25 protein-coding genes are annotated in these 26,126 nt (G+C 63.7%); 15 read left to right on the forward strand and 10 right to left on the reverse strand.

Features of this window, described 5'->3' with window-relative positions; translation table 11 throughout:
- Positions 1 to 4: 4 nt before the first annotated feature.
- The 5 genes from fabF to fabD all read right to left on the reverse strand — a co-directional run bounded on the left by fabF (position 5) and on the right by fabD (position 3,984).
- Complete coding sequence (gene fabF / locus P0Y59_07010) at positions 5 to 1,264, reverse strand: beta-ketoacyl-ACP synthase II (protein ID WEK01421.1); 1,260 nt, start codon at positions 1,262 to 1,264, stop codon at positions 5 to 7.
- A gap of 133 nt (positions 1,265 to 1,397) precedes the next feature.
- A complete protein-coding gene (locus P0Y59_07015; GenBank protein WEK01422.1) occupies positions 1,398 to 1,634 on the reverse strand; it encodes an acyl carrier protein in 237 nt (78 codons plus the stop codon).
- 106 nt (positions 1,635 to 1,740) lie between these two features.
- The gene (fabG, locus tag P0Y59_07020) at positions 1,741 to 2,478 is read right to left on the reverse strand and encodes a 3-oxoacyl-[acyl-carrier-protein] reductase (GenBank protein ID WEK01423.1); all 738 of its coding nucleotides are present in this window, start codon (positions 2,476 to 2,478) and stop codon (positions 1,741 to 1,743) included.
- Between the two features lies 1 nt (position 2,479).
- Positions 2,480 to 2,905 (reverse strand): GxxExxY protein, encoded by a 426-nt coding sequence (locus tag P0Y59_07025; protein WEK01424.1) that lies wholly within the window; start codon positions 2,903 to 2,905, stop codon positions 2,480 to 2,482.
- 143 nt (positions 2,906 to 3,048) lie between these two features.
- The gene (gene fabD, locus P0Y59_07030) at positions 3,049 to 3,984 is read right to left on the reverse strand and encodes an ACP S-malonyltransferase (protein WEK01425.1); all 936 of its coding nucleotides are present in this window, start codon (positions 3,982 to 3,984) and stop codon (positions 3,049 to 3,051) included.
- Between the two features lie 176 nt (positions 3,985 to 4,160).
- On the opposite strand from fabD, the gene P0Y59_07035 reads away from it, so the two are divergent.
- The 4 genes from P0Y59_07035 (at position 4,161) to rplI (ending at position 5,985) form a co-directional block, all read left to right on the forward strand.
- Positions 4,161 to 4,541, forward strand: coding sequence for an RcnB family protein (locus tag P0Y59_07035; GenBank protein WEK01426.1), 381 nt, complete (start codon positions 4,161 to 4,163; stop codon positions 4,539 to 4,541).
- A gap of 167 nt (positions 4,542 to 4,708) precedes the next feature.
- Entirely contained in the window at positions 4,709 to 5,131 is a 423-nt protein-coding gene (rpsF, locus tag P0Y59_07040) for a 30S ribosomal protein S6 (GenBank protein WEK01427.1), read from the forward strand.
- A 14-nt stretch (positions 5,132 to 5,145) separates the two neighbouring features.
- Positions 5,146 to 5,370, forward strand: coding sequence for a 30S ribosomal protein S18 (gene rpsR, locus P0Y59_07045; GenBank protein WEK01428.1), 225 nt, complete (start codon positions 5,146 to 5,148; stop codon positions 5,368 to 5,370).
- A gap of 12 nt (positions 5,371 to 5,382) precedes the next feature.
- Positions 5,383 to 5,985: a 50S ribosomal protein L9 gene (gene rplI / locus P0Y59_07050; protein WEK01429.1), complete on the forward strand. Its 603-nt coding sequence runs from the start codon at positions 5,383 to 5,385 to the stop codon at positions 5,983 to 5,985.
- A 640-nt stretch (positions 5,986 to 6,625) separates the two neighbouring features.
- On the opposite strand, the gene dapA is transcribed toward rplI, so the two are convergent.
- On the reverse strand, positions 6,626 to 7,507 hold the full coding sequence (gene dapA / locus P0Y59_07055) for a 4-hydroxy-tetrahydrodipicolinate synthase (GenBank protein ID WEK01430.1): 882 nt from the start codon (positions 7,505 to 7,507) through the stop codon (positions 6,626 to 6,628).
- A gap of 89 nt (positions 7,508 to 7,596) precedes the next feature.
- Between dapA and P0Y59_07060 the strand changes: the two genes are divergently transcribed.
- The 3 genes from P0Y59_07060 (at position 7,597) to P0Y59_07070 (ending at position 10,681) form a co-directional block, all read left to right on the forward strand.
- Positions 7,597 to 9,588, forward strand: coding sequence for a lytic transglycosylase domain-containing protein (locus P0Y59_07060; GenBank protein WEK01431.1), 1,992 nt, complete (start codon positions 7,597 to 7,599; stop codon positions 9,586 to 9,588).
- Between the two features lie 152 nt (positions 9,589 to 9,740).
- Positions 9,741 to 10,223: a transcription elongation factor GreB gene (gene greB / locus P0Y59_07065; protein ID WEK02524.1), complete on the forward strand. Its 483-nt coding sequence runs from the start codon at positions 9,741 to 9,743 to the stop codon at positions 10,221 to 10,223.
- A 77-nt stretch (positions 10,224 to 10,300) separates the two neighbouring features.
- Positions 10,301 to 10,681: a DoxX family protein gene (locus P0Y59_07070; protein WEK01432.1), complete on the forward strand. Its 381-nt coding sequence runs from the start codon at positions 10,301 to 10,303 to the stop codon at positions 10,679 to 10,681.
- 123 nt (positions 10,682 to 10,804) lie between these two features.
- On the opposite strand, the gene P0Y59_07075 is transcribed toward P0Y59_07070, so the two are convergent.
- The gene (locus P0Y59_07075) at positions 10,805 to 11,467 is read right to left on the reverse strand and encodes a hypothetical protein (GenBank protein ID WEK01433.1); all 663 of its coding nucleotides are present in this window, start codon (positions 11,465 to 11,467) and stop codon (positions 10,805 to 10,807) included.
- 262 nt (positions 11,468 to 11,729) lie between these two features.
- Between P0Y59_07075 and P0Y59_07080 the strand changes: the two genes are divergently transcribed.
- From P0Y59_07080 to P0Y59_07090, 3 genes are all read left to right on the forward strand, one after another.
- Entirely contained in the window at positions 11,730 to 11,996 is a 267-nt protein-coding gene (locus P0Y59_07080; protein WEK02525.1) for an acylphosphatase, read from the forward strand.
- A 159-nt stretch (positions 11,997 to 12,155) separates the two neighbouring features.
- A complete protein-coding gene (locus P0Y59_07085; GenBank protein WEK02526.1) occupies positions 12,156 to 12,428 on the forward strand; it encodes an acylphosphatase in 273 nt (90 codons plus the stop codon).
- A gap of 49 nt (positions 12,429 to 12,477) precedes the next feature.
- Complete coding sequence (locus P0Y59_07090) at positions 12,478 to 13,050, forward strand: Uma2 family endonuclease (protein ID WEK01434.1); 573 nt, start codon at positions 12,478 to 12,480, stop codon at positions 13,048 to 13,050.
- A gap of 79 nt (positions 13,051 to 13,129) precedes the next feature.
- On the opposite strand, the gene ettA is transcribed toward P0Y59_07090, so the two are convergent.
- Positions 13,130 to 14,809 carry an energy-dependent translational throttle protein EttA gene (gene ettA / locus P0Y59_07095; GenBank protein WEK01435.1) on the reverse strand — a complete coding sequence of 560 codons (1,680 nt, stop codon included), beginning with the start codon at positions 14,807 to 14,809 and terminating at the stop codon, positions 13,130 to 13,132.
- Between the two features lie 183 nt (positions 14,810 to 14,992).
- Here ettA and P0Y59_07100 point away from each other — a divergent pair, with 183 nt between their 5' ends.
- The gene (locus P0Y59_07100) at positions 14,993 to 16,381 is read left to right on the forward strand and encodes a M20/M25/M40 family metallo-hydrolase (GenBank protein WEK01436.1); all 1,389 of its coding nucleotides are present in this window, start codon (positions 14,993 to 14,995) and stop codon (positions 16,379 to 16,381) included.
- 131 nt (positions 16,382 to 16,512) lie between these two features.
- Complete coding sequence (locus tag P0Y59_07105; protein WEK01437.1) at positions 16,513 to 16,746, forward strand: hypothetical protein; 234 nt, start codon at positions 16,513 to 16,515, stop codon at positions 16,744 to 16,746.
- Between the two features lie 91 nt (positions 16,747 to 16,837).
- Here the strand turns inward: P0Y59_07105 and mgrA are convergent, their stop codons facing one another.
- Together mgrA and P0Y59_07115 are read right to left on the reverse strand one after the other, a co-directional pair.
- Positions 16,838 to 17,899: an L-glyceraldehyde 3-phosphate reductase gene (mgrA, locus tag P0Y59_07110; GenBank protein WEK01438.1), complete on the reverse strand. Its 1,062-nt coding sequence runs from the start codon at positions 17,897 to 17,899 to the stop codon at positions 16,838 to 16,840.
- A 197-nt stretch (positions 17,900 to 18,096) separates the two neighbouring features.
- Positions 18,097 to 21,330: a TonB-dependent receptor gene (locus P0Y59_07115; GenBank protein WEK01439.1), complete on the reverse strand. Its 3,234-nt coding sequence runs from the start codon at positions 21,328 to 21,330 to the stop codon at positions 18,097 to 18,099.
- 210 nt (positions 21,331 to 21,540) lie between these two features.
- Between P0Y59_07115 and P0Y59_07120 the strand changes: the two genes are divergently transcribed.
- The 3 genes from P0Y59_07120 to P0Y59_07130 are packed head-to-tail and all read left to right on the forward strand — an operon-like array spanning position 21,541 to position 26,125.
- Complete coding sequence (locus P0Y59_07120; protein ID WEK01440.1) at positions 21,541 to 23,091, forward strand: tryptophan 7-halogenase; 1,551 nt, start codon at positions 21,541 to 21,543, stop codon at positions 23,089 to 23,091.
- Entirely contained in the window at positions 23,088 to 24,593 is a 1,506-nt protein-coding gene (locus P0Y59_07125; protein ID WEK01441.1) for a tryptophan 7-halogenase, read from the forward strand. The genes P0Y59_07120 and P0Y59_07125 overlap by 4 nt, the downstream gene beginning before the upstream one ends.
- A complete protein-coding gene (locus P0Y59_07130) occupies positions 24,590 to 26,125 on the forward strand; it encodes a tryptophan 7-halogenase (protein ID WEK01442.1) in 1,536 nt (511 codons plus the stop codon). Before P0Y59_07125 ends, P0Y59_07130 begins: the two co-directional genes overlap by 4 nt.
- Position 26,126: the final 1 nt, after the last annotated feature.

A 26,126-nucleotide genomic window follows, 5' to 3' on the forward strand; every position in this document is an offset into this window, starting at 1 on the left:
CTCCCTAGACGGCCCGCATGACGAGGCTTGCGTTGGTGCCGCCGAACCCGAAGCTGTTGTTCAGCACTGCCTTGACCGACCGCTTCTTCGCAACGTGCGGCACCAGGTCGACGCCGGCGCAATTCTCGCTCGGATTGTCGAGATTCAGGGTCGGCGGCACGATCTGGTCGCGCAACGCGAGGATGCAGAAGATGCTCTCCACCGCACCGGCACCGCCAAGCAGATGGCCGATCGCCGACTTGGTCGAGCTCATCGACAGCGTATCGATATTGTTGCCGAACAGGCGACGTACCGCGTTCAGTTCCAGTTCGTCGCCGAGCGGCGTCGAGGTGCCGTGCGCGTTGATATAATCGATATCCGACAGCGCCAGGCCCGACTTGCGCATCGCCATTTCCATGGAGCGGAACGCACCCGACCCTTCAGGATGCGGCGCGGTGACATGATAGGCGTCGCCCGACAGGCCATAGCCGATCACCTCGGCATAGATCTTCGCACCGCGCGCCTTGGCCCGTTCATATTCCTCCAGGCAGACGACGCCCGCGCCCTCGCCCATCACGAACCCGTCACGATCGACATCATAGGGGCGGCTGCCCCTTTCAGGCGTGTCGTTGAAATTGGTCGACAGCGCGCGCGCCTGGGCGAAGCCGGCAATGCCGAGCGGGCAGATCGCGCCCTCGGCGCCGCCCGCGAGCATCACGTCGGCATCGTCCATCGCGATCATCCGCGCTGCGTCGCCGATCGAATGCGCGCCGGTCGAGCAGGCAGTCACGACCGCATGATTCGGCCCCATCAGGCCGTATTTGATCTGCACCTGACCGGTGATCAGGTTGATCAGGCGGCCATGAACGAAATGCGGCGAAACCCGGCGCGGACCCTTTTCATGCAGCACGATCGATTCGCTGGCGATGCCCGGCAGGCCACCGATCCCTGCGCCAATCGAACAGCCAGCGCGGAAACGCTCTTCCTCGGTCATGTCGGTCAGGCCGGCATCCTCGAGCGCCTGGCCAGCGGCATCGATGCCGTAGATGATGAACGGATCGACCTGGCGCTGCACCTTGTGGTCGACGCGCTTGCCCGGATCGAAACCATATTCATGCTCCGGCGGCTTCACCTCGCAGGCGATGCGACAGGCATAGTCGGTCGCGTCGAAGCGGGTGATGATGCCCGCGCCCGATTTGGAGGCGATGATGTTCGCCCATGCGGTTTCCACATCGGCACCCAGCGGCGTCACAAGCCCGAGCCCGGTTACGACAACACGGCGCATGGCCATCTCCGTTCTTCACTTCGTCAAACAGGAACGGCTCCCCGCCCCTGTTGGTTGCCCTGGGACGGGGAGCCGTTCATTCATTTCTGCCCGATTGAGGGCAAGGCAGGGCGCCGGGGCGCCATCCGCCAGATCAGTCCTTGTGCTCGTCGATGAAGGTGATCGCGTCCTTGACGGTCGTGATCTTCTCCGCGGCATCGTCGGGGATTTCGACTTCGAACTCTTCCTCGAACGCCATCACCAACTCAACGATATCGAGGCTGTCCGCGCCCAGATCGTCGATGAAGCTCGCGTCTTCGGTGACCTTGTCGGCTTCGACGCCGAGATGCTCGACGACGATCTTCTTAACCCGGTCTGCGGTCTCGCTCATTGTTATCGTCCCTCTATCGCTGGGGGTTTCATTTCCCGAACGCACGTAGAACGCGCTCGGTGCCCTTGCAAGGGGGCGTTGCCCCCTGAAACGGCACCGATCACGATCAGATCATCGCCATGCCGCCGTTCACGTGCAGAGTCTGGCCTGTAACATAGCCTGCCTCGCGGCTCGCAAGATAAACGATGGCGGCGCCGATGTCCGCACCTTCGCCCATATGGCCAGCGGGGATTCGCGCATTCAGCGCGTCCTTCTGCGCGTCGGGCAGCACATCGGTCATCGCGGTACGGATGAATCCGGGCGCGACACAATTGACGGTGATGCCCCGGCTGGCGAGTTCCTGCGCCAGCGCCTTGGACATGCCGACCAGCCCCGCCTTGGAGGCGGCATAATTTGCCTGGCCCGGATTACCGGTCGTGCCGACCACCGACGTAACCGAGATGATGCGACCGAAGCGTGCCTTCATCATCGGCCGCGCGGCGGCCCTGGCGATGCGGAACGCCGCTTCCAGATTGACCCGGATCACCTGATCCCATTCGTCGTCCTTCATCCGCATGACCAGATTGTCGCGGGTGACCCCGGCATTGTTGACGACGATATCCAGCTTGCCGAGCGCTTCCACCGCCCCCGGCACCAGCGCATCCACCGCGGCTGCGTCGGAAAGGTCGCAGGGCAAGGCGACATGGTCGCCACCGAGGCTGGTCCTGAACGCATCCAGCTTGGCCGCATTCGAACCCGAAACCGCAAGCCGCGCCCCCTGCCCCGCCAGCGCCTGCGCGATCGCGGAACCGATTCCCCCCGAAGCGCCGGTCACCAGCGCGGTCATGCCTGTCAGGTCGAACATCTTATTCTCCAATTTTCTGGTTCACGCGGAGGCGCGAAGACCCAAAGTTCGTGTGGCCATTGACGACACGTTGCAGCCCTTCCTTGAGCGTCGCGCCGCCGAAATTGATGAGCAGCCCAAGCGGCTGATTCGTAAGCCTGAGATACGTGAGCAACTGCTTTGCGTGAACGGCGCTCAGGCGCTCGACCGATTTGATCTCCACCAGAAGGCTGTCGTTCACAAGCAGGTCGATCCTGAACGCAGCCTCGAACCGCAGGTCGTCATACTGGATATCGATCGCTTGCTGACGGCGAACCTCATAACCGAGCTTTGCCAGCTTGCCGGCGAGGATCGCCTCATAAACACTCTCGAGCAGCCCTGGTCCGAGACCGCGATGCAGTTGAAGTGCCTGGTCGATGACATCGGCGGCAATTGCCTCAAGATCCATCCGTGCGCCCATCCTCGGAGGAATAATTCACGCGAAGGCGCGAAGACGCAAAGAGATTTGGTGCAGAGCGGCGCCTCCAGAAATTTCTTCGCGCCTTCGCGCCCTCGCGTGAAAAATCTTCTCTCCGGCAAAGCCGTGAATAATTACAGCGTCTTCGCCAGCGCTTCGATATCGTCCATCGTGATCACGCTCGACGCATCCACGTCGGACGCGATGCGCTTGACCATCGGCGCCAGCACCTTGCCACCGAACTCGACGAAGCGCTCGACGCCGGTATCAGACATCGCCAGCACCGATTCCCGCCAGCGCACCATGCCGGTCACCTGCTCCACCAGCAGGCGGCGGATCGTGTCGACGTCGCCGACCGGCGACGCCGTGACGTTGGCGAACACCGGCACCAGCGGCGAATCGATCCGCGCCTCGGCCAGCGCCTTCTCCATCGCGTCGGCCGCGGGCTGCATCAGCGGGCAATGGAACGGCGCTGAAACGGGCAGCAGAACGGCGCGCTTGGCGCCATATTCCTTGGCAATGGCGATCGCCCGCTCGATCGCGCCGCGATGGCCCGAGATCACCACCTGGCTCGGATCATTGTCATTGGCGACGGTGCAGACTTCACCCTCTGCCGCGGCGTTGGCGATGATCCGCGCCTTTTCGAGATCCGCACCCAGCAGAGCCGCCATCGCGCCCACGCCCACAGGCACCGCCGCCTGCATCGCCTTGCCGCGATGCTTGAGCAACAAGGCGGTGGTCGGCAGGTCGAGCGCGCCCGCCGCGCACAGGGCGCTATATTCGCCGAGCGAATGGCCCGCCACATAATCGGCCTTGTCGGCAAGGCGAATGCCGCCCTCCTTCTCCAGCACGCGCAGGGTGGCGACCGCGTTCGCCATGATCGCGGGCTGGGCATTCTCGGTAAGCTGCAGCTCGTCTTCCGGCCCTTCGCTCATCAGCCGGAAGAGATGCTGGCCCAGCGCCTCGTCGACCTCCTCGAACACCGCGCGGGCGATCGGGCTGGCCTCGGCCAGCGCCCGGCCCATGCCGACGGCCTGGCTGCCCTGGCCGGGAAAGATGAATGCGCGCATGTGGCTGGCTCCTGTCAGATCAGGCGCGTGGGACTAGAAACCTGAACGGACTTAGGCAAGCCGCGACACTTCGCGACCATTTCACCCCTTCGCCGGCACGAGCTTGCGACAACCGCCTCCTAGATAGGTGTTCGACGCCGGACGAGGCGCCGTAACGACACCGAGGAGTGAGTATCATGAAGAAGTTCATCCTGAGTGCGATCGCCCTGTCGATGGTCGCGGGCCCGCTGGCGGCGACCGCCGCTTCGGCCGGACAGTACCAGCCGCAGGATCGCCACACGACGATTGTCCGCCAGCAGCCCGGCAGGACCGTGGTGGTCAATCGCGACGTTCGCCACGGCCGCCCGCAATATCGCGACGGATGGCGCAAGGGCGAGCGCTTCGACTATCGCCAGGCGCGCAACTATCGCGTGATCAACGACTATCGCGCCTATCGCGGCCGACACCTCTATGCGCCGCCCCGTGGCTATCACTGGGTGCGGTCGGGCAACGACGCGGTTCTGGTCGCTGTTACCGGCGGCCTGATCGGAGCAGTCCTGGCCGGCGCGTTCAACTAAGCGCCGGCATGACGGGCGGGAGGCTTGCCTTCCGCCCGTTTTCAGCTATGGAGCCGCGATCGGGGTGGGAAGCGCCAGCTTTCCGCCCCGGTTGCTTTGAGACGACAGCCGGAGGGGCGTTGCGCATGGGGCGTACGTCAGCGATCGGCCAAGAGAAGGTAAGAACCATGGCTCTTTACGAGCATGTGTTCCTTGCGCGCCAGGATCTGGCACAGGCGCAGGTGGACACGCTGGCGGAAACCGCCACCAAGATCATCGAGGACAACAAGGGCAAGGTCGTGAAGACCGAGTCCTGGGGCCTGCGCAGCCTCGCGTACAAGATCGCGAAGAACCGCAAGGCGCATTACGTGATGCTCGAAATCGACGCGCCGGCCGGCGTGGTCGCTGAGCTGGAGCGCCAGACCCAGATCAACGAAGACATCATCCGCTACATGACCGTCAAGGTCGACGCCCTCGAAGAGGGTCCGTCGGTGATGATGCGCAAGAGCGATCGTGACCGTGAGCGTCGTGGTGACCGCGAGGGCCGTGGCGACCGTCCGGACCGTGGCGAGCGTGGCGACCGCCCGCGTCGCGACTTCGACGGCGAATAAGGAGCATATAGACAATGGCACGCCCATTTTTCCGCCGCCGCAAGAGCTGCCCGTTCTCCGCGAAGGATGCCCCCCGGATCGACTATAAGGACGTCCGGTTGCTTCAGGGCTTCGTGTCCGAGCGTGGCAAGATCGTCCCGAGCCGCATCACCTCGGTGAGCGGCAAGAAGCAGCGCGAGCTCGCCCAGGCGATCAAGCGCGCCCGTCATCTGGGCCTCCTGCCCTATATCGTTAAGTAAGGAGCCGGACTCATGGATGTGATCCTGCTGGAACGAGTCGAGAAGCTCGGCAACATCGGCGACGTGGTGAAGGTGAAGGACGGTTTCGCCCGTAACTTCCTGCTGCCGAACAAGAAGGCGCTTCGCTCGAACGAAGCCAACCGCAAGGTCTTCGAAAAGAACCGCGAGAAGATCGTGGCCGACAACGCCGCGCGTCGTGGCGAAGCCGAGACCGAAGCCAAGTCGATCGACGGCATCACGCTGACGCTGATCCGCCAGTCGTCCAACACTGGCCAGCTCTACGGCTCGGTCGCGGTCCGCGATCTGCTCGAGCTGCTCGAGGCCGAAGGCCACAAGGTGCCGAAGTCGGCGATCGTGCTGAACAAGCCGATCAAGGCGATCGGCGTCTATGAGGTGAAGGTCTCGCTGCACGCCGAAGTCGCCGTGACGATCAAGGTCAACGTCGCACGCTCGCCCGAAGAGGCCGAGATGCAGGCGAAGGGCGTCGATGTCATGGCCGCCATGTTCGAGAAGGACGAGGCAGGCTTTGTCGAGGCATACGACCCGAACGCCGAGCCGGGCGCGACCGCCGAGGTCCAGGCCGAGCCGGCAGGCGAGGCATCGGCCGAAGGCTGAACGACCGCAAGGTCGGCATGAAAAAAGGGCCGCCCGGACGATGTCCGGGCGGCCCTTTTCTTTTGCCTGCCGTGAAGCGGCGAGTGGGATAATTCGGCGTTACGGCACCGCGACGCATGCTCCCACCACCGCGACCAGCGGGATCAGGGCAAGGAAAAGCGGAACGACGGACTTCATGGCCTGTTCTCGTTTCGTGTTCGAGGAACTTGAAGCGAAAAATGCGCACGCGGGCCAAAGGTTTCAACAGGATGAACGAGAATATTTTTACGCCGAAGCGGAACTTTTCAGCGACGAACCGAGTCGCGCGACCCGGTCGATTCAACAATTCGGTGAATCGCCGCATCCAGACTCGCGGTCGAGCGACTGCCAGCGCCACGACCCGCTCTTTCTCATGCGATGGAACGCGGACCCGTTTGGGCCGGATGCGATAGGAATCCCTGTTCCAATCCGGTTTTTCCCTGTTCGCGCGGACCCGATTTCCCTGTTACCGAGTAACGCGAAACGATCAAACCATTGCACCGGCACGATAAATTCTAAAAAGGAACCTTACCCGGACCGGAAAAAAGAGAAATTCCCTGTTAATTTCCCTGTTAGGGGGCAGGAACAGGGAAAATCTCGTCCGCCGCGGGGCGCCTTGCCCTTATAGCAGCCCGGCGCGCGCCAGGCCGGCGTCGACCGCGCGCTGGCTCGCTTCGCCCGGCCACGTCATCGGCAGGCGGAGAGCCTTTGGGAAATCGGGGCGGACGCGGTTGAGCGCATATTTCACCGGTCCCGGCGACGCGTCGGTAAACAGCGAGACGTGCAGTTCGAACAGGCGATCCTGATATTCCAGCGCCCTGGCATAATCGCCTGCCAGGCATGCCGCCTGGAACTCGGCGCACAGGCGCGGCGCGACGTTCGCCGTCACCGAGATACAGCCCCGGCCACCGGTCGCCATGAATGCTAATGCCATGTCGTCATTGCCGGAGATCTGGCAGAAATCCGCACCGCACGCGTCGCGCTGGCCGGAAACGCGCTGGATGATGCCGGTCGCGTCCTTGACCCCGACCACGCTGGGGAACGCCTTCGCGATCCGGCCCATCGTCTCGACCGCGATATCGGTCACGGTGCGACCTGGCACATTGTACAGGACGATCGGCAGGTCGCAGCTGTTCGCCACCGCCTCGAAATGGCGGAAGATGCCCTCCTGATTGGGGCGGTTATAATAAGGCGGCACCATCAACGCCGCATCGGCGCCGGCATCCCTGGCTGCCTTGATGTTCTGGATCGCGACTCGCGTGTCGTTCGATCCGGCACCCGCGATGACGGGCACCCGGCCGGCCGCCTGCTCGACGCATACCCTGACCACATGGAAATGTTCTTCGGCCGACATCGTCGCCGCTTCGCCGGTCGTGCCGCAGGGCACCAGGGCAGTAGACCCTTCGGCGATCTGCCAGTCGATGAACGCGCGGTACGCGCTCTCGGCGAAACGCCCGTCTTCCTCGAACGGCGTGACGAGCGCCGGGATCGAACCCGAAAACATGGTTGATTTGCTCCTACGGGACGGTGATTCCGTCGCATTTTTGTAAATTGTTCAGCGACAAATAAGGTCGGCTCCCATATCCTGTCCACATGATACCGTCATTGATCAAGTCGGGATTGCTGTTCGCCGGTGTTTCGGGCCTGGCGATGACCTCCGGGACAGCGCAGGATCAACTCGGCTGGGGCCGGGCGCAGCAAGTTCTTGAAGGGTCGGCTGCCGCCAGCAGCGGGCTGTCCGCCACGATCACCCAATGGAAATCACTCCAGGACAGCTCGAGCTATCCGTTCGAGACCTATGCCCGCTTCCTGCTCGCACATCCCGGCTGGCCGGGTGAAATGAGCATGCGGCGCAGCGCCGAGAACGCGCTTTCGGCCGGCACCTGGTCGCCCGGCACCGCCGTCACTTATTTCCGCCGCTATCCGCCGCTCACCGGTGCCGGCAGGACCCGTTTCGCCGAGGCGCTGGCCGCGACCGGCTCACGCGACGAGGCGAACCTCGCCGCCGAAAAGGCCTGGGTATCGGGATCGCTTTCCGCATCCGACGAGGCGAAGCTGATCGGCAGCTTCTCCAGCGCGCTCACCCCGGCGGATCACGACGCGCGCATGGACATGCTGCTCTGGCAGGGATCGATTCAGTCGGCCCAGCGCCAGCTCGCCCTGGTCACCCCCTCGAAGCGCCCGCTGTTCGAGGCGCGGCTTGCCCTGCGCACCAACGCGGCCAACGCGTCGGACCTCGCCTCGGCGACCAGCACGACCGGCGCGGGCGATCCCGGCTATCTCGCTGACCGGGCGAGCTGGTTCCGAAACAACAATGCATCGCCCAGCGCGCGCAGCCTGCTCGCGCGACGCCAGGCGCTTACGTCGCGCCCCGGCAACCCGGAAAAATGGTTCGAGGTGCTGCTGACCAATGCGCGCGGCGCCGCGGCCGATGCTCAATATTCAACTGCCTTCGATATCGCCCGGCAGATCGACGACGCCTATCCGGCGGGTACCGACGTCAGCGAGCAGCCCTATGGCGAACGGGACGATTATACCAGCCTGGCATGGCTCGCCGGGCAGACCGCGCTGAAGCAGCTTGGGCAGCCGTCCGACGCGATCGGCATGTTCACCCGCTATGGCAGCGCATCGAAGACGCCGACGACCCAGTCCAAGGGCTTCTATTGGGCGGGCCGCGCCGCCGAGGCTGCTGGCCGCCGGGAAGAAGCCAACCGCTATTACGCGCGCGCGGCCGGTTTCCGCGACATGTTCTACGGCCAGCTCGCGATCGAACGGCTTGGCCAGCCGCTGACGCCGCCGGGCGATCCGCTGATGAAACCGGTCGACCCGCAGGTACGCGCCGCCTTCTACAACCGCGAGGCGGTGCGCGTGGCGCAATATCTCGGCACGGTCGGCGCCTGGCAAGACCAGACCGCCTTTGTCCGCCAGATCGCGATCGACGCCAAGACCGACAGCGATCATGTCCTCGCCACCGAGCTGTCAAGGTCGCTCGGCCGCCCCGATCTCGGCGTCATGGTGGGGCGCAGCGCCCTGCAGAACGGGCTGAGCGAATACAGCACGGTCGGCTTTCCCAGCGTCCGCGTACCGGCGGCCAGCCAGGATAGCTGGACGATGATCCACGCCATCGCCCGGCAGGAAAGCCAGTTCGATCGCGCCGCCGTCAGCCATGCCGGCGCACGCGGGCTGATGCAGCTGATGCCGGGCACCGCCCGAGAGGCAGCGGGCAAATTGGGCATGTCCTATGAGCCCGGATCGCTGACCAGCGACACCGATTACAACATCATGCTCGGATCGAGCTATTTCGAGCGGGTCTACCGGCTCTATGGCAGCTACCCGCTGGCGCTGGCCGCGTACAATGCCGGCCCGGGCAATGTGAACAAGTGGCTGAAGGCCAATGGCGATCCCCGCATGCCGGGCACCGACATGATCGACTGGATCGAGGCGATCCCGATCTACGAGACCAAGAACTACGTCCAGCGCGTGCTGGAGAACGCGGTCGTCTACGACCTCATGAACCCGTCGCACTCGCGCTCAAGCGGCTCGCGGCGGATCAGCTGGTATCTCGGCAAGAACACGCCCGGCTGAGGCCGCAAGCCCCTGCCCTCTTTACCTTCTCCGGCGAAGGCCGCGGGCGGTTCCGGCTGGCATTGCACGTCTTTACCCAGATCTTTCCGACCGTCGCCACGGGAAGCATCCTGTCGTGCCGCCACAATCCCGACCTGCTATGGAACTGGCTTATGGATCGCCCCAACTACATCACCCCCTCCGGCTACAACACGCTCAGCGCCGAATATCGCACCCTGCTCGGTGACGAGCGGCCCAAGCTGGTGGAGGTGATCTCCTGGGCGGCCGGCAATGGCGATCGTTCGGAGAACGGCGACTATATCTATGGCCGCAAGCGCCTTCGCGAGATCGACCGGCGGCTCGGCTGGTTGGCGAAGCGGATGAAGGCGGCGGTGGTGATCGATCCCGCCGCCCAGCCCGACCGGACTCGGGTCTGGTTCGGCGCCACCGTCACCATCGCCGACGAGGACGATGTAGAGCGTGTCCTTACCCTGGTCGGTGACGATGAGACCGATGCCGCGGCAGGACGGATCGGCTGGAACGCGCCGCTCGCCCGCGCGCTGCGCGGCGCGGCACTGGGAGACCTGCGACGCGTCACGCTCCCGGCTGGCGAAAAGGAATATGAGGTGACCGCCATCGCCTACCCGGCAACCTAGCGTTTCCCGCAGGCAGATTGACGGCAACCGCCCGTCATGAAACGATCGCGCAACGAAACGATCCCAGAGGAACCGTCATGCCGATCCCCGCGACCTGGTCTTCACAGCTTCTCAGCATCCTGCGCATTGTCACCGGCCTGGGCTTTCTCCAGCACGGCGTCTCGAAATTCTTCGGCATCCCGCCCTTCCCCATGCCGCTCAATCCGCTGCTGACCACAGCGGGCGTGCTCGAACTGGTCGGCGGCACGCTGATCGTGATCGGGCTCTTCACCCGGCCTGTCGCGTTCGTCCTGTCCGGCATGAGCGCGGCCGCCTATTTCATCGCCCATGCTCCGCGGGGTTTCTTCCCGGCCGCCAACAATGGTGAGCCAGCGATGCTCTATTGCTTCATCTTCCTGTACCTCGCCGCTGCCGGCGGCGGCATATGGAGCGCGGACGCCGCCCGCACCAGGGCGTGATCACTCCTTGTCGAATGCGGGGCATGCCCCGTATTCGGCAGGCACCCTTTCGAACTCCACCTTTCCTCCGGTGCCGCGGGAGCAGCGCTTGCCCCCATCGCAAGCCGGGCCGTCAGGATTATGCTATTCCAGTCCGCTGCAATCGCCGCCGAGGTGCGTGGAGAAACCCGGCGCCCGAGTAGCAAGTTCGGCACCGTTCGTCTTGCCGATGAGATAGGTGACTAACCGGTTAGCGCCGGTAGCGACGTCGACGGTCCAGGCATCGACCTTGCCTGCCGGGGTCTCGACGATTTCGCTGCCCGTCACCTTCAGCGTGAATGTCCCGAAGCGCTTGTCATATTGATAGAAGGGCAACGCGTACTCGCCGCCTTGGGCGAGGGGCAGCGTGCCAAAGGTCAGGCCCCAGAGATTGCCCTCCCAAACCTGCGCTGGCGCCGTGAGATCGATCGGCACCATGCCTTCCTTCTCCATCCGCGATCCAGTGATCCGGCCATTGGCATAGCGCAGCGTGACATGTTCCTTGCCGAGCTTGCGATTGTCGAAGGCGATCGGTCGAAGATCCTTGCGCGCCAGTACGAAATGGTCACGCAGGTCGAAGGTCGTTCCGACTCGCTGGTGCACGACGATGTCCCATGCCGGCTCCCCCGCCACCTCGGCCGGGCGAACGCTTTGCCATGTCGCGCCGATCACGGAGGCATCCCGCATGATTGCGTAGCAGGCGGTACCGGCGCTCAGCCTTTCACCCTCCGGCAGCGCGGCGACCGCCAGCAAGGTCGCGAGAATCATCGCTGCATCTCCCGATCGATCTGTATTATTAAGGCAATACGCTATGATCCCGATTTCGCAAGCTGCGAGCCCGAACGTGTGAGAAGCACTCGCTAACCATCTCGAAAATCAGTCATCCCACGCTGGAATCTGCCGGAATCGCGGCGAATATGATTGCACCCGGCTTTTGGCCGTATCGGCCGCTGTTAGGGTTTGCCCCTGGCCGGGCGGGGGTCGCGCGGTCGTGTAGAGCGAGAAACGACGAATGAGCGCGACACAGAGAATGATCGTGAGCGGCAAGGTTCAGGGCGTCGGCTACCGCAACTGGACCATCTGGACGGCCAATGCGCTGGGCGTGACCGGTTGGGTCCGCAACGTTCGGGATGGCCGGGTCGAGATCATGGCATCGGGAGAGCACACCGCGCTGGAGGCGATGGTCGAGGCCTGTCGCCAGGGACCACAGCTTGCGCGCGTCGACGATATCGAGGTGCAGGCTGTCGGCGAAATTCATCTCAAAGGATTCAACAAGCGCCTCGGGATAGAGGCATAGCGGGCATCAGTTCCGGGCGATGCCCGGGAATTCGGCAATGCCGGATGTTCAGCGATAAGGCGCGCCGTTCGGCGCCGCTGCCGCATGCGTTTGCAAAGATCGGTACCCGTCGGGGGCCATCTGCCGGGACACGAGACCATGACCAACACCGACCCGCCCATGACTCAGCGCGTCTTCATCTCCGGCAAAGTCCAAGGTGTCGGCTTCCGCGACTGGGTCGTTCGCCACGGCAAGGCGCTCGGCCTGATCGGCTGGGTCCGCAACCGCACCGACGGCCGCGTGGAAATCCTGATCATCGGCGACAGCGACGCCTCCGCCGCACTGATCGACAAATGCCGGGAGGGCCCGCCCCTGGCGCGGGTCGACCATATCGAAGCCCATGCCGACGCCGAGCGCCCGCCCAAGGGGTTCACGAAGCGTTTTACGGCATAATAGATCGCGCCAAGGTGGAAAATCACGTTTTCCGTGGTATCTCCCAGCCATGACGGAGCTTCTGCCCCTCAACACGTCGCGGTTGCCCGTGAAATTGCGGGTGGACGATTATCTGCTGCTCGACAGGTCGGGTGCATTCGACGCCTATCGCAAGACCGAACTCATCGAGGGGGACGTTTATTTTATGAACGCCCAACACCGGCCGCACGCGCTCGCCAAGACAGAATTATATGATGCCCTGCGCGACGGATTGCGCGCGACCGGCTCGCCCTTGCGTCCTTTGATCGAAGCCAGCGTGGCACTATCGGAGTTTGACGCACCGGAACCGGACATCGTGCTGACAAGCGAGCCTAGAGGCGAAGGGCTTGTTCCCCTCGCTTCCGTGGCGCTGATCGTCGAAGTTTCCGACACGACGGTGAAAGACGACCTGACACGCAAGGCAGTCGTCTATGCCCGTGCGCATGTGCCCGAATATTGGGTGGTGGATGTGAACGCCAGGGTCATCCACAAGATGTGGCTGCCGGAGGACGAGGCCTATGCGGAATGCAAGGTCGTCACATTCGGGCAGCCGGTAAAGAGCGAAAGCACCGCGGGCCTCATCGTGGAAACCACCACGCTATAATCCGCATACTCCGCTGAACGATCGCGGTTGCGGGCGATGTTGCAGGCGTGGCGCCGATAGGACGCCACGCCTCGTTCCGTCAGCGCGTCAGCTTCTTGTACGCCAGGCGCGTTGGACGATCCGCCGCGTCGCCCAGGCGGCGGCGCTTGTCCGCCTCATAGCTCTCGAAATTACCCTCGAACCATTCGACATGGCTGTCGCCTTCGAACGCAAGGATATGCGTCGCGAGGCGATCGAGGAAGAAGCGGTCATGGCTGATCACCACCGCACAGCCGGCGAAGCTCTCCAGCGCCTCTTCGAGTGCGCGAAGCGTCTCGACGTCGAGGTCGTTGGTCGGTTCGTCGAGCAGCAGGACGTTGCCACCCTCCTTCAGCATCTTGGCGAGATGGACGCGGTTGCGCTCACCACCCGATAGCTGGCCGACCTTCTTCTGCTGGTCCTGGCCCTTGAAGTTGAACGCCCCGACATAGGCCCGCGTGCCAAGCTCCTGCTTACCGAAGCGGAAGACCTCCAGCTTGTCGGAAATCTCTTCCCAGACATTCTTGTTGGGGTCGAGGTCGTCACGGCTCTGGTCGACATAACCAAGCTTGACCGTCTGGCCGACATCGATCGTGCCGCCATCAGGCTGTTCCTGCCCGGTGATCAGCTTGAACAGGGTCGACTTGCCGGCGCCGTTCGGCCCGATCACTCCGACGATACCGCCTGGCGGCAGTACGAAATCGAGATTCTCGAACAGCAATTTGTCGCCATAGGCCTTGGTCAGGCCCTTTGCCTCGATCACCTTGCCGCCGAGACGTTCGGGCAGCTGGATCAGAATCTGCGCCTTGCCGACCGAGCGGTTCTCCTGCTTCTCCATCAGCTCATCGAACGCGCGGATACGCGCCTTGGACTTGGTCTGGCGCGCCTTGGGGGTCTGGCGCATCCAGGCGAGCTCGTCGGCGATCGCCTTGGCCTTGCCCTGCTCCTCGCGCTCTTCCTGCTCGAGCCGCTTCACCTTCTTTTCGAGATAGCCCGAGTAGTTGGACTCATAGGTGTAATAGCGGCCGCGATCGAGCTCGAGCACCCAGTTGACCACATTATCGAGGAAGTAGCGGTCATGGGTCACCAGGATGACGTTGCCGGTATATTCCTTGAGGTAATTCTCCAGCCACTGGACGCTCTCGGCGTCGAGATGGTTGGTGGGTTCGTCGAGCAGCAGGATCTGCGGTTTTTCCAGCAGCAGCTTGCACAGCGCGACACGGCGCTTCTCGCCGCCCGAGAGATTGGTGACGGGGCTGTCGCCCGGCGGGCAGCGCAGGGCCTCCATCGCGATCTCGAGCTGGTTGTCGAGGCTCCAGCCATCGACCGCGTCGATACGGGCCTGGAGATCGCCCATCTCTTCCATCAGCGCGTCGAAATCGGTGTCGTCCTTCGGATCGCCCATTTCGGCGGAGATCGCGTTGAAGCGATCGACCAGGTCGGCGACGGGGCGGACACCGTCCTTGACGTTGTCGATGACGTTCTTGGTCGGATCGAGCTGCGGCTCCTGCGCCAGATAGCCGACCTTGATGCCCTCGGCAGCCCAAGCCTCGCCAACGAAATCGGGGTCGATGCCGGCCATGATCTTCATGAGCGTCGATTTGCCGGATCCGTTCGGCCCGATGATCGCGATCTTCGCGTCGCCGAGGAACTGGAGGTGGATGTTGTTAAGCACCGGCTTCGCGGCACCCGGGAAGGTCTTGGTCAGACCCTTCATCACATAGCTGTACTGCACGGCCATTGCCGATCGGCTCCGTCGTTTGAATGCGGGGAATTTCGGTGGCGCATGTAGTGGTTGCGCGGCCGATTGGCAAACCGGATCGTGTTCAAAAATCCGTACATGCGGCGCTTGTCGAGGCACCGTTCCTGCTTCTAAGCGACAAAGCGACAGTCCTCGACATTTTCGGGGCGAACGGAGGACCCGATGGTGCGCAATGTCTCCCTTCTCGCGGCGCTTGCCGCCTCTACCATCGCCCTTCCGGCCATCGCCCAGCAGACGCAGCTCGACCCCGCCATCGGCAGGCTCCGCGACGCTGCGCTGAAGGACCAGGTCGCCTGGGATATCGTCGAAGGGCTGACCACAGAGATCGGCCCGCGCCCCGACGGCTCCCCGCAACAGGCCAGGGCCCGCGAATGGGGCGTGGCCAAGCTCAAGAGCCTTGGCTTCCAGAATGTCAGGATCGAAACCTATCAGCTTGACACCTGGGTGCGCGGGCTTGAGAGCGCCGAGGTCGTGTCGCCCTACCCCCAGCCCCTGCGCCTGACCGCGCTCGGCAATTCGGGCGCGACGCCGCCCGAGGGGCTTACCCTGCCAATCGTCTTTTTCCCGGGCATCGACGATCTGCGCGCCGCGCCCGACGGCAGCCTGAAGGGAAAGATCGCCTTCGTCTCCAACACCATGCAGCCCACAATGGATGGATCGAGCTATGGCAGCCAGGGCGCGGCCCGCCGCCAGGGTCCGAACATCGCCGCGAAGAAGGGCGCCAGCGCGATCGTCATTCGTTCGATCGGGACCGATCATGGCCGCGGGCCGCACGCGGGCGTCACCAATTTCGAAGCAGGCGTGACGCCGATCCCCGCCGCCGCCCTTTCGGTGGCTGATGCCGCCAATCTCGAACGCATGGTGAAGCGCGGCAAGCCCGTCACGCTCCACCTGCTACTCACCCCGAAGCGGGTCGGCCTGCGCGAATCCGGCAATGTCGTGGCGGAAGTACCGGGCAGCGACCCTGCGGCGGGCGTCGTCCTGATCGGCGGGCACCTCGACAGCTGGGATCTCGGCACTGGCGCGATCGACGATGCCTCGGGCGTGGGCATCACCACGGCGGCGGCCAAGATGCTATTGGATTCGGGCAAGCCCCGCCGCACGATCCGGGTCGTCTGGTTCGGCGATGAGGAAACCGGCGGTTTCGGCGGCGCGGCCTATGCCAAGGCGCATGCCGGCGAACGCCATGCCATCGCGGCTGAATCCGATTTTGGCGCTGACCGGGTTTGGCGCTTCCAGACCAACCTGCCCGACAGCGCCAGGCCGGTCGTCGATCGGTTGACCGCAGCGCTCACGCCGATCGGTGTCATCCGCGGCGCCGGCATGGCAAACGGCGGGACCGATGTCGAACCAGTACTCGCGACCGGTGTTGCCGGGATCGACCTGAACCAGGATGGCCTGCGCTATTTCGATTATCATCACACGCCCGAGGACACGATCGACGTGATCGACGTCGAACAGCTCCGCCAGAATGTCGCGGCATGGACGGCGATGCTTGCCGTGGTTGCGAATGCGCCGGAAGAGATAGGACCGATGCAAATCAAGAAATGACGGAAAACCGTGACCGAACCTTTCTGCAAGATGAATTGCGATTGACGCACCTGCGCCGTCCGCTATGAAAAGCGCCTCGTGGTAAGCAATCGGGCTGGCCGCGAATTTTTGCTATGCTTGGGAGCATCCGCATGAAGAAGATCGCCTTTGTTCTCGTCGCCGCCGGCCTGATGTCGCTTGCCGCCTGCTCGAAGCCCACCCCTGCCGAGAACAACGCTGAAGCAGTGGCCGACAACCTGGATTCGACTGCCGACAACCTGTCTGCAGTCGCCGACAACACCTCGAACGCCGTTGCAGCAGACGCGCTCGAGAATGCAGCCGACAACCTGCATGCCGCTGCCGACAACGTCACGGCGAACCAGTAATCAGCTCGGCGGGCTTCGGCCTGCTCAGCTGTTTAGAGAGGGCGTCCCTTCGGGGGCGCCCTTTTCGTTTGGCGCCCCGTCCGTCCGGACCTCAGCTCATGAATTCACTTCCAAGCGTTGACGACACCTTCCACAGATCGATCCCGCCTTCACCGGCATATTGATCGATCTCGCGCAATTCAGCTTCGTCGAATTCGAGCCGATTGACCGCATCGAGCGAATCATCGAGCTGCTGCACCGTCCGCGCACCGATCAAGGCGGAGGTGACGCGCGGATCGCGTAGCACCCAGGCGATCGCCATCTGCGCCAGGGTCTGACCGCGCCTTTCGGCGATCGCGTTGAGTGCACGAATGCGCTCGAGATTCTCATCGGACAGCATCCCCTGACCAAGCGATCCGCTTCTGGTCGCCCGGGCGCCTTCGGGCATCCCGCCCAGATATTTGCTTGTCAGCATCCCTTGCGCGAGCGGCGAGAAGGCGATGCAGCCAGTCCCCAGATCCTGCAGCGTGTCGAGAAGGCCGTGCTCGACCCAGCGATTGAGCATCGAATAGCTGGGCTGATGGATCAGTAGCGGCACCCGCTCCTCGCGCAGGATCGCTGCGGCCTTGCGAGTCAGCTCGGGTGAATAGGAGGAGATGCCGACATAGAGCGCCTTGCCCTGGCGATGGAGATGGACAAGCGCGCCCATCGTCTCCTCCAGCGGCGTCTTCGGATCGACACGGTGCGAATAGAAGATGTCGACATAGTCGAGCCCCATCCGCCTGAGACTCTGGTCGCAGCTCGCGATCAGATATTTGCGCGATCCGCCGACGTCGCCATAAGGCCCCGGCCACATGTCCCACCCAGCCTTGGTCGAGATGATGAGCTCGTCACGGTGCCCGGCAAGGTCGGCGGCCAGGACACGTCCGAAATTCTCCTCCGCCGACCCGTAAGGCGGGCCGTAATTGTTCGCGAGGTCGAAATGGGTGACGCCCCGGTCGAACGCACGGCGCAACATCGCCCTGCCCGTCTCGAACACGTCAGCGCCGCCGAAATTCTGCCACAGGCCAAGCGAGATGGCCGGCAGATCGAGCCCGCTCCTGCCGCACCGGCGATAGGGCATTCGCCCATCGTAGCGGGAGGGGTCGGCGGTGTAGGGTACGGGATATGGCACCGGAAAACTCCTGTCGGTGAAGCGTGGAATTCAGGGCCTGACGGCAACGCGACCGCTATACCATTCAGCCAGCGCATCGAATGCCCCTTTGCGCGATCAATCAAAAAAGAGGCTTCAATCCCGTTGGATTGAAGCCTCCTGGCATTGCCACCGATCGCGACGCTCTCCATGATGGGGAGCATCGCCGAAGGCGCCCCCTAGCTGCCGAACTTGGCGCGTATCGAAAAGACGATCCGGCGATCGTTCATGAACCAGGATCTTGGCCGGCGCAGAAGATCGTTATTGATCACCTGTGTCGTCCGCAGCGTCGAATTAAGCAGGTTCACGCCCTGGAAGCCCATCTTGATGTTGGGCGTGACACTGTAGAACGCCGAAGCGTCGAGTTGGCCGGTCGCCTCGTTGAACACTGGCGCGAAAGGCACGATCACGTCGCGCACGGTCAGCAGATACCGTGAACGCCACGAATAGGCCGCCCGAAGCTCAAGCCCGCCCGCCTGATAGAAGGGCGCGATGTTCACGGTGTATTTCGACAAGCCCTGAAGCGGCAGCTTGCTCGTATCCACATTGGCGATGCGGCCGGCCGCGACGTCCGGATCAGTGGCGGAGAGCGTGCTCTGGCTCACCCCCTTGGATTCCACATAGGTGAAATTGCCGCTGAACCCGAGGCCACGCAGGAACCCTGGCAGGAAAGTGAACGTCTGCTGGTAACCGACCTCCAGGCCCTTCACCCGGCCCGTCTCCGGCGAGTTGAACGGCGTGGTGACAATCGCATCGAAGCTCGCACCGTTGTTCGTAAACTTCAGGCGATCCGTGCCATTGGCGATGACACCGTACAGATCCTTCTTGAACAGGGAGACGGTGAGCTGTCCCACGCTCGAGAAATACCATTCCGCCGTCAGGTCGTAGTTATTGGATCGGATTGGCTTGAGATACGGATTGCCGACATTGAACAGGGCGACCGGCGCCCCGTTGTTGGTGATGGTCGTGTCGAGCGTATCGAGGACGACATTGTAGAAGGCGCGCGTCAGGCCGAAATCCGGTGGCGCGATACCCTGATTGAATGCGGCGCGGAACTGAAGCCCGCCGCCTGCCTCAAGCTTGAGGTTCAGGCTGGGGAGGAAATAGTGATATTTCAGCGACGTCGAAACCGGGGTCAATGCACCGTTCTGGAACGCATTGGCGTTGGCGACGACGGCCGGGCCGAGCGCACAGAACTTCGTCTGCGGTTGCTCGTTCTGAGGTGGATCGCAGGTGAAGGTTCGTCTCGGGAACGAGAAATTCCCCTGCGCCTCGCGTGTCGTCGCCGTATAGCGCAGGCCGACATTTCCGCTCAGCTTCATCCCACCGTCGCCGATCGGGTTGCCGAAGCGGATCAACCCGTAAAGCGCATTGTTTCGCTCATGCACGGGGTTGATCTCGCCGGGCAGGAAGGGCGTGCCGGCCACGGTGTCGCAGCGTTGCGCCAGCGGTACCCAGTTCTGCGGACAGGGGGGCGTGTTCGCCAGCCTGGGACGCCACTCATCGCCGATCGCAAGCGCCGCATTGCCCGCCGCCTGGTAATTCCGGATCAGGTCCTGGGGGACGAACAACCGCCCGGGACCGCTGGGCAGGTTGACGCTGCCGCGGAAGAAATTCGGAAAGGAATAGGCTTCGCTCGGCCCCGGCGAGCCACCCGGCGTCGCCGGGTTGCCATTGACGGGATCGTCCATCCACACCGGACCGCCGCCGCCCCAGATCTCGCTGAGCACACCCCAGTTATAGCTCGAGAAACGCGCATTGTTCTCGCGGTCGGCAAACCGATAACCGGCCCGGATCGAGCTCAGCCAGCTGTCCTCGGGGAAGGAATAGTCCAGGTCGATCCGCGCGGCATCCTCATTGCCGTCGCTATCCTCGATATGGTCCATCGCCGACCGGTAGAAGCTGTTATACGGATCGACATAGCTCGGATGCTGGGCGTTCATGTAATTGGTCGCCCCGGCATTGGCGAGCGGCAGGAAATTCACATAGGCCGGCTTGTCGCCGTTCATCCTGATATCGACGTTCTGGAACGTTGAGGCCCAGATACCGAAATCCGTATTGGTGACGCGGGATTTGGTGTGCTGGTAATCCAGGCTCACCCCAAGCCGGTCAGTGACCTTCCACTTGAAATTCGCGCCATAATCGTCGGTCAGATATCGCTGGTCCACCGCGCGTACGATATTGTTGCTCTGCAGCCCGTTGATCGGCGTGCGAAGATCGCCCCCCTGGTCGGCGCGATAGCCGTTCGGCGCGGTGATGGTGCCGCTGGTGAACACACCCTGGTCATCGAAGGAAAAGCTGGTGCCGGGAAATGGCTGAGCGTCCCCGTTGCTCGTCACATTGTCCGTGGCGATCTCGATCGCGTGCTCAGTCCATTTCTCCCGCGAATCCGACCGGAGGAACTGAAAGGTGGCGGACATGGATTCATCATTGCTGCGCCACTGCGCCGCCGCGGAGTAACCGTAGCGCGTACGCTCGGTTTCGGTGCTGCGCATCGCGGCGCCGCGCGGGACGAAGACGGTACGGCCCGTATAGGGCTTGTTCGTGGCGGGATTGATGGCGTTAGGCGCATAATAGGTGCCGTCGGAAGCCAGCGTCCGCTGGCCATAGTTGGAAATCTGCAGGCCGTCGGAACGGGACACAAGCTGCGATCGCACGAAGCTGGCCAGCAGACCCACCTCGCCAATCCCGGTGTTCCAGCGATTGCTCGCCAGCAGCGAGACCGTGGGCGCGGATTTGTGGATCAGATCGCCATAGTTCACTTCGACGGCACCGGCGACGACAAGCCCCTTTGAATCGAAGGGAACGCGCGTACGAAGGTTGACGGTGCCTGCGATGCCGCCCTCGACCATGTCGGCGCTGGGGCTCTTGAAGACATCGACGCCCGCCAGAAGTTCTGATGGAACGTCGGCGAAGCTGAGGCCGCGGCCGTTATTGGCGGTGAAGGTGTCGCGCCCGTTGAGCTCCGACCGGGTATAGGTCAGCCCGCGCACGACGACGCCGGAACCCTCGACCGAGAAGTGATCCGGGTCGACGCCCGCGGCAAAGCGACTGATCGCCACGCCCGGCACACGCTGCAGCGCCTCGGTAACGGACCGGTCCGGCAGCGCGCCGATATCTTCCGACGAGATGGAGTCGCTGACGATCTCGGCATTCTGCTTCAGTGCCTGCGCGGTCTTGAGGCTCTGCCGGATACCAGTGACGACGATATCCGCCTCATCCTGAGTCACCACGTCCGACATTGCCTGGCCTGATGCCGACTGAGCCCCCTCCGCGGCTTTCGGGGCAATCTCCGCCCAGACTGGCGACGCCATCGAGACGACGCATAGGGCAAGCGTCGAGACGCCCCCCTTCAATGAAAGGCCGATTCGTCCGCGAGTCGCGACTCCACCGTTGTGCGAGTTATCACTCATCAGGTCACCCCCTACCCTATGATACCGCTACCAATTTTTGGTGCGATTTGTTCTTGGCTATCTTTGTAGCTGCGGCCATGATGCAGCAACAAAAACAAAATGCAAGAGGCGGACAGCAAAAAGTCCCACGTGGGACATTTGTGATGGACGGCAATGTGATCGGAACCACACATTTGCTGAATTGTCGGCAGCGGGCACGCAGGAGGGGTGATGATAGAGCTGGAGACGGCAAGAACCGCCGCGGACGGGCGACTTCGTCGTATTGTCGTCGTCGGCGGCGGAACCTCTGGCTGGATGACCGCGGCGTCGCTGGGCTGGGCGCTTTCAACGCTCCCGATCGAGATCGTGCTGGTCGAGTCGGAAGAGATCGGAACGGTCGGCGTCGGCGAGGCCACCGTGCCGCACATCCGCTTTTTCAATCAGCGGCTCGGCATCGATGAGGCCGATTTCATGCGGCGCACCAACGCGACCTTCAAGCTCGGTATCGAATTCCGCGACTGGGCACGGATCGGCGACAGCTATATCCATCCGTTCGGCGATTTCGGCCGGGACGTTGCCGGTCTCCCGTTCCACCAGCATTGGCTCCGCCTGGTGCGCGCGGGCCGTATCGTGCCCGCACTGGAGGCATTTTCCCTGCCGATCCTGGCAGCGCGCGCCAACAGGTTCGCTCCACCCTCCCCCGACCCGTCGGCGATCGAATCCACCTTCTCCTACGCTTATCAATTCGATGCCGGCCTCTACGCCGCCTATCTTCGCAGCTACGCCGAGCAACGCGGCGTCCGGCGGGTCGAGGGCAAGATAGGGCCTGTCGGCCAGCACGGCGAAACAGGCTTCGTCCACTCGGTGACGCTCGAAAGCGGCGAAGAGGTCACCGGGGATCTGTTCGTCGACTGCTCCGGGTTTCGCGGGCTGCTGATCGAAGGGGCGCTCAAGGCCGGCTATGAAAGCTGGTCCCACTGGCTGCCTTGCGACGCAGCGCTCGCCGTACCCAGCGCGCATGGCGGCCCCCTGACCCCCTATACAAGCGCGACGGCTCGCGATGCCGGCTGGCAATGGCGCATCCCGCTCCAGCACCGCGTCGGCAACGGGCATGTCTTCAGTACCGCCTTCACGGATATCGATTCGGCACGCGATATCCTCATGTCCAATCTCGAGGGCGAGGCACTCGCCGAACCAAGGTTGCTGCGGTTCGCCACTGGCAAGCGCAGGAGCCAGTGGCTCGGCAACGTCGTCGCGATCGGCCTTGCCGCCGGCTTCCTCGAGCCGCTCGAATCTACCAGCATCCACCTGATCCAGCTCGCGATCACCAAGCTGATCGACCTGCTGCCGCTCGACGGCTGGGATCCGCTCGACGCCGCCGAGTTCAACCGGTCGATGGCGGTTGAGTATGAACGCGTCCGCGACTTCCTGATCCTGCACTATTGCGCGACCGAGCGGACTGACACCGCGTTCTGGAACCATTGCCGCACGATGAGCCTGCCTGAGTCACTCGTCTACAAGATGGCGGCGTTCCGCGAACGCGGTGTCGTGGTCAAATATCGCGAGGGCATGTTCCTCGAACCAAGCTGGCTCGCGGTCTATTACGGCCAGCGGGTCGAACCTGGGCGGATCAACCCGCTGGTCGAAGCGCTGCCGATCGACGAGGTCGCGTCCCGCGCCGAAGCGATGGCCAGCGCCTTCCGTGCGGCAGCCGAGGCGATGCCCGATCACGCAGACTATCTCCACAATCTATGCGGTCAGACCGGGGCGGTGCGCGCATGAGCGGGAACGACATACGCACCGTCGCGATCCTCGGCGGCACTGTCGCCGGCTGGATGGCAGCCGCGGCGCTCGCCCGGCGGCTGCCGCACCATCGCTACCGGATCATGGTGGTCCAGACCGACCGCGACGGTGACGGCCTGGGCGATTTCGGCGCGACACTGACGGCACTGCCATCAATCGCGCCCTTTCATGAATCCATCGGCATCGACGAGAACCTGCTGCTACGCGCGACGCGGGGCAGCTTTGCGTTGGGCGTCGCCTTCTCCGGCTGGGCCGCAAGCGAAACTACCCATTTCCTGCCGTTCGGCGCGGTCGGCGCCCCGCTCGGACCGGTTGCCTTCCATCAGTTGCTGACGCGCCTGCGCCGGGAAGGCCGCGCGGTCAGGGCCGCTGACTATTCGATCGCCGCCATCGCCGCCCAGGCAAGCCGCTTCGCCCGTCCTTCCACCGACGGGCATGGCGTGCTCTCACACTATGCCTATGGCCTGCATCTCGACACGTCGGCCTATCTCAGAGCGATGCGGACGACCGCCGAGGCGCATGGCGCCCACGTTGCGGCCGCCCTTTTCCGCCGCGCCATCATGGACGCCTCGGGCGGGATCGCCGCGCTGGAACTCGAGAATGGCGATTCCCTTCCGGCCCTGCTGTTCGTCGATGCCACCGGCACCGATGCGCGCCTGTGCGGCGAGGCGCTGGGAGTGGGTTTCCAGAGCTGGCGACAATGGTTGCCTTGCGACCACGCCACCGCCAGGCGCATCTTCGATCAGTCCGATCCGTCGCCATTCGGTCATGTCGAGGCGCAGTCGGCCGGCTGGCAGAACGGCACCCCTTTGGTTGGAGAGGCCGGCCGGTTGCTCTGCTGGAGCAGTGCATTCGGCAATGCGCCGTCCTGCGCCGGGAGCAATGAACCGGTCCACGGAATGGCCTTCGAAAACGGTCGGCGTATCACACCCTGGCACCGCAACTGTGTCGCGATCGGCGCCGCCGCATGCGTGCTTGAGCCCTTGCACCCGGTCGGGCTCCATCTCGTCCAGAGCGCGCTCGCCCGGCTCGTCGCCCTTTTCCCCGATACAGCCGAGGCACCGGTGGAAGCGGCCGAATATAACCGGATGACCATCAACGAGATGGAAAGCGCCCGCGACTTCCTGATCGCCCAATATGTCACGAATGGACGCGTCGGCGAGCCCTTCTGGGATGCGGTCCGGTCCATCGCCTCTCCCGATCGCCTGTTCTACAAGCTCGCCTTGTTCGCGGGCGGAGGGCGCATGCCGATGTACGATGACGAGGTGTTCGAGGAAGCCGACTGGATCGCGTTGCTCGACGCGCAGGGAGTACGGCCGCGTCGCCACGACGCACTGGCCGGCATCGTGCCGATCGAACGGATCGAGCAGCATCTTACCCGGCTGCGCGAGGCGATCATCGCCGGCGTGAAGACCATGCCATCGCATGCCGAGTATCTCAGGCGCGCCCATGCGGCGCCCCCGCGCGGTGCCGCCGCATGAGCGCGCCGGTGCCGGTCCGCAGTGTTGTCATCGTCGGCGGTGGCACTGCCGGCTGGATGGCGGCGACGGCCCTCTCCCGCCTCATCCGCACCGGGGTATCGGTGACGCTGGTCGAATCCGACGCAATCGCCACGGTTGGGGTCGGCGAGGCGACGATCCCGCCGATCCGCAACTTCAACGGACTGCTCGGGATCGACGAGAATGACTTCCTCGCGAAGACCAGCGGCTCGATCAAACTCGGCATCGACTTCGTCGACTGGACGCGCGAAGGGCATCGCTACACGCACCCCTTTGGCGAATTCGGCTTCGATATCGAGGGTGTGAAGTTCCATCATTTCTGGCGCAAGCTCTACACGGCGGGCCAGGCGAGCTGGATCGAGGACTATAATCTCTGCGCCACCGCGCAGAAGCTCGGCCGCTTCACCCTGCCAGTCGCCGATCCGGCCTCGGTGCTCTCGCGGCTGACCTATGCCTATCATTTCGACGCATCGCTCTATGCCCTTTATCTGCGCGCCTATGCCGAAGCGCGAGGCGTGGTACGGATCGAGGGCAAGGTCGAGGACGTCATGCTGCGGAGCATCGACGGGCATGTCGAAGCAATCCGGCTTGAAGGCGACCGCCGAATCGAGGGCGAATTGTTCGTCGACTGCACCGGTTTTCGCGGGTTGCTGATCGAAGGCGTACTGCAGACCGGGTTCGAATCCTGGAAGCAGTGGCTGCAATGCGACCGGGCGGTCGCGGTGCCTTCGGCGAGCCCGGGCCGCGCGATCACGCCTTTCACTCAATCGACCGCGCGTCGCGCCGGCTGGCAATGGCGCATCCCGCTTCAACACCGCGTCGGCAACGGTTATGTCTATTGCAGCACGGATATCAGCGACGACGAGGCAGCCGCCGCTTTGCTCGCCAACCTTGACGGCGAGCCCCTGCGCGATCCGATGCTGATCCGGTTCGAGGCCGGCCGGCGCAAGCTGGCATGGAATCGCAACGTGGTCGCGCTCGGCCTTGCCTCCGGCTTTGTCGAGCCGCTGGAATCGACCAGCATCCACATGATCCAGACTGGCGTGTCGAAGCTGATGGCGCTGTTCCCCGACCGCGGCTTCTCGCCCGTCGAGCGTGACGAATATAATCGCCAGACCCAGGTCCAGATGGAGCAGATCCGCGACTTCGTGATCCTGCACTACCACGCCAACGAGCGCACCGAGGGCGACCTGTGGCGCCGCGTGCGCGACATGGCAGTCCCCGAGACGCTTGCGCGAAAACTCGATCTGTTCCGCAATCGCGGGCGCTTCTTCCGGTACGACGACGAACTGTTCGCGGATTCGAGCTGGATCGCGGTCCTGCTTGGCCAGAACGTCATGCCCGCCGGCTGGGACCCGCTGGCCGACGCGGTCGCCCCGGCGCTGGTGCGCCAGCGGCTCGACCGGATCCGCGAAGTATTCCGTCGCGCCGCCGAGGCGATGCCACGCCATGAGGACTGGGTTGCCCGCAACTGTCCTGCGTTGGGGATTCCTGTTGCAAGAAGGACCGCGTGAT

The organism is Candidatus Sphingomonas phytovorans, from assembly GCA_029202385.1.
Taxonomy (GTDB): Bacteria; Pseudomonadota; Alphaproteobacteria; order Sphingomonadales; family Sphingomonadaceae; genus Sphingomonas; species Sphingomonas phytovorans.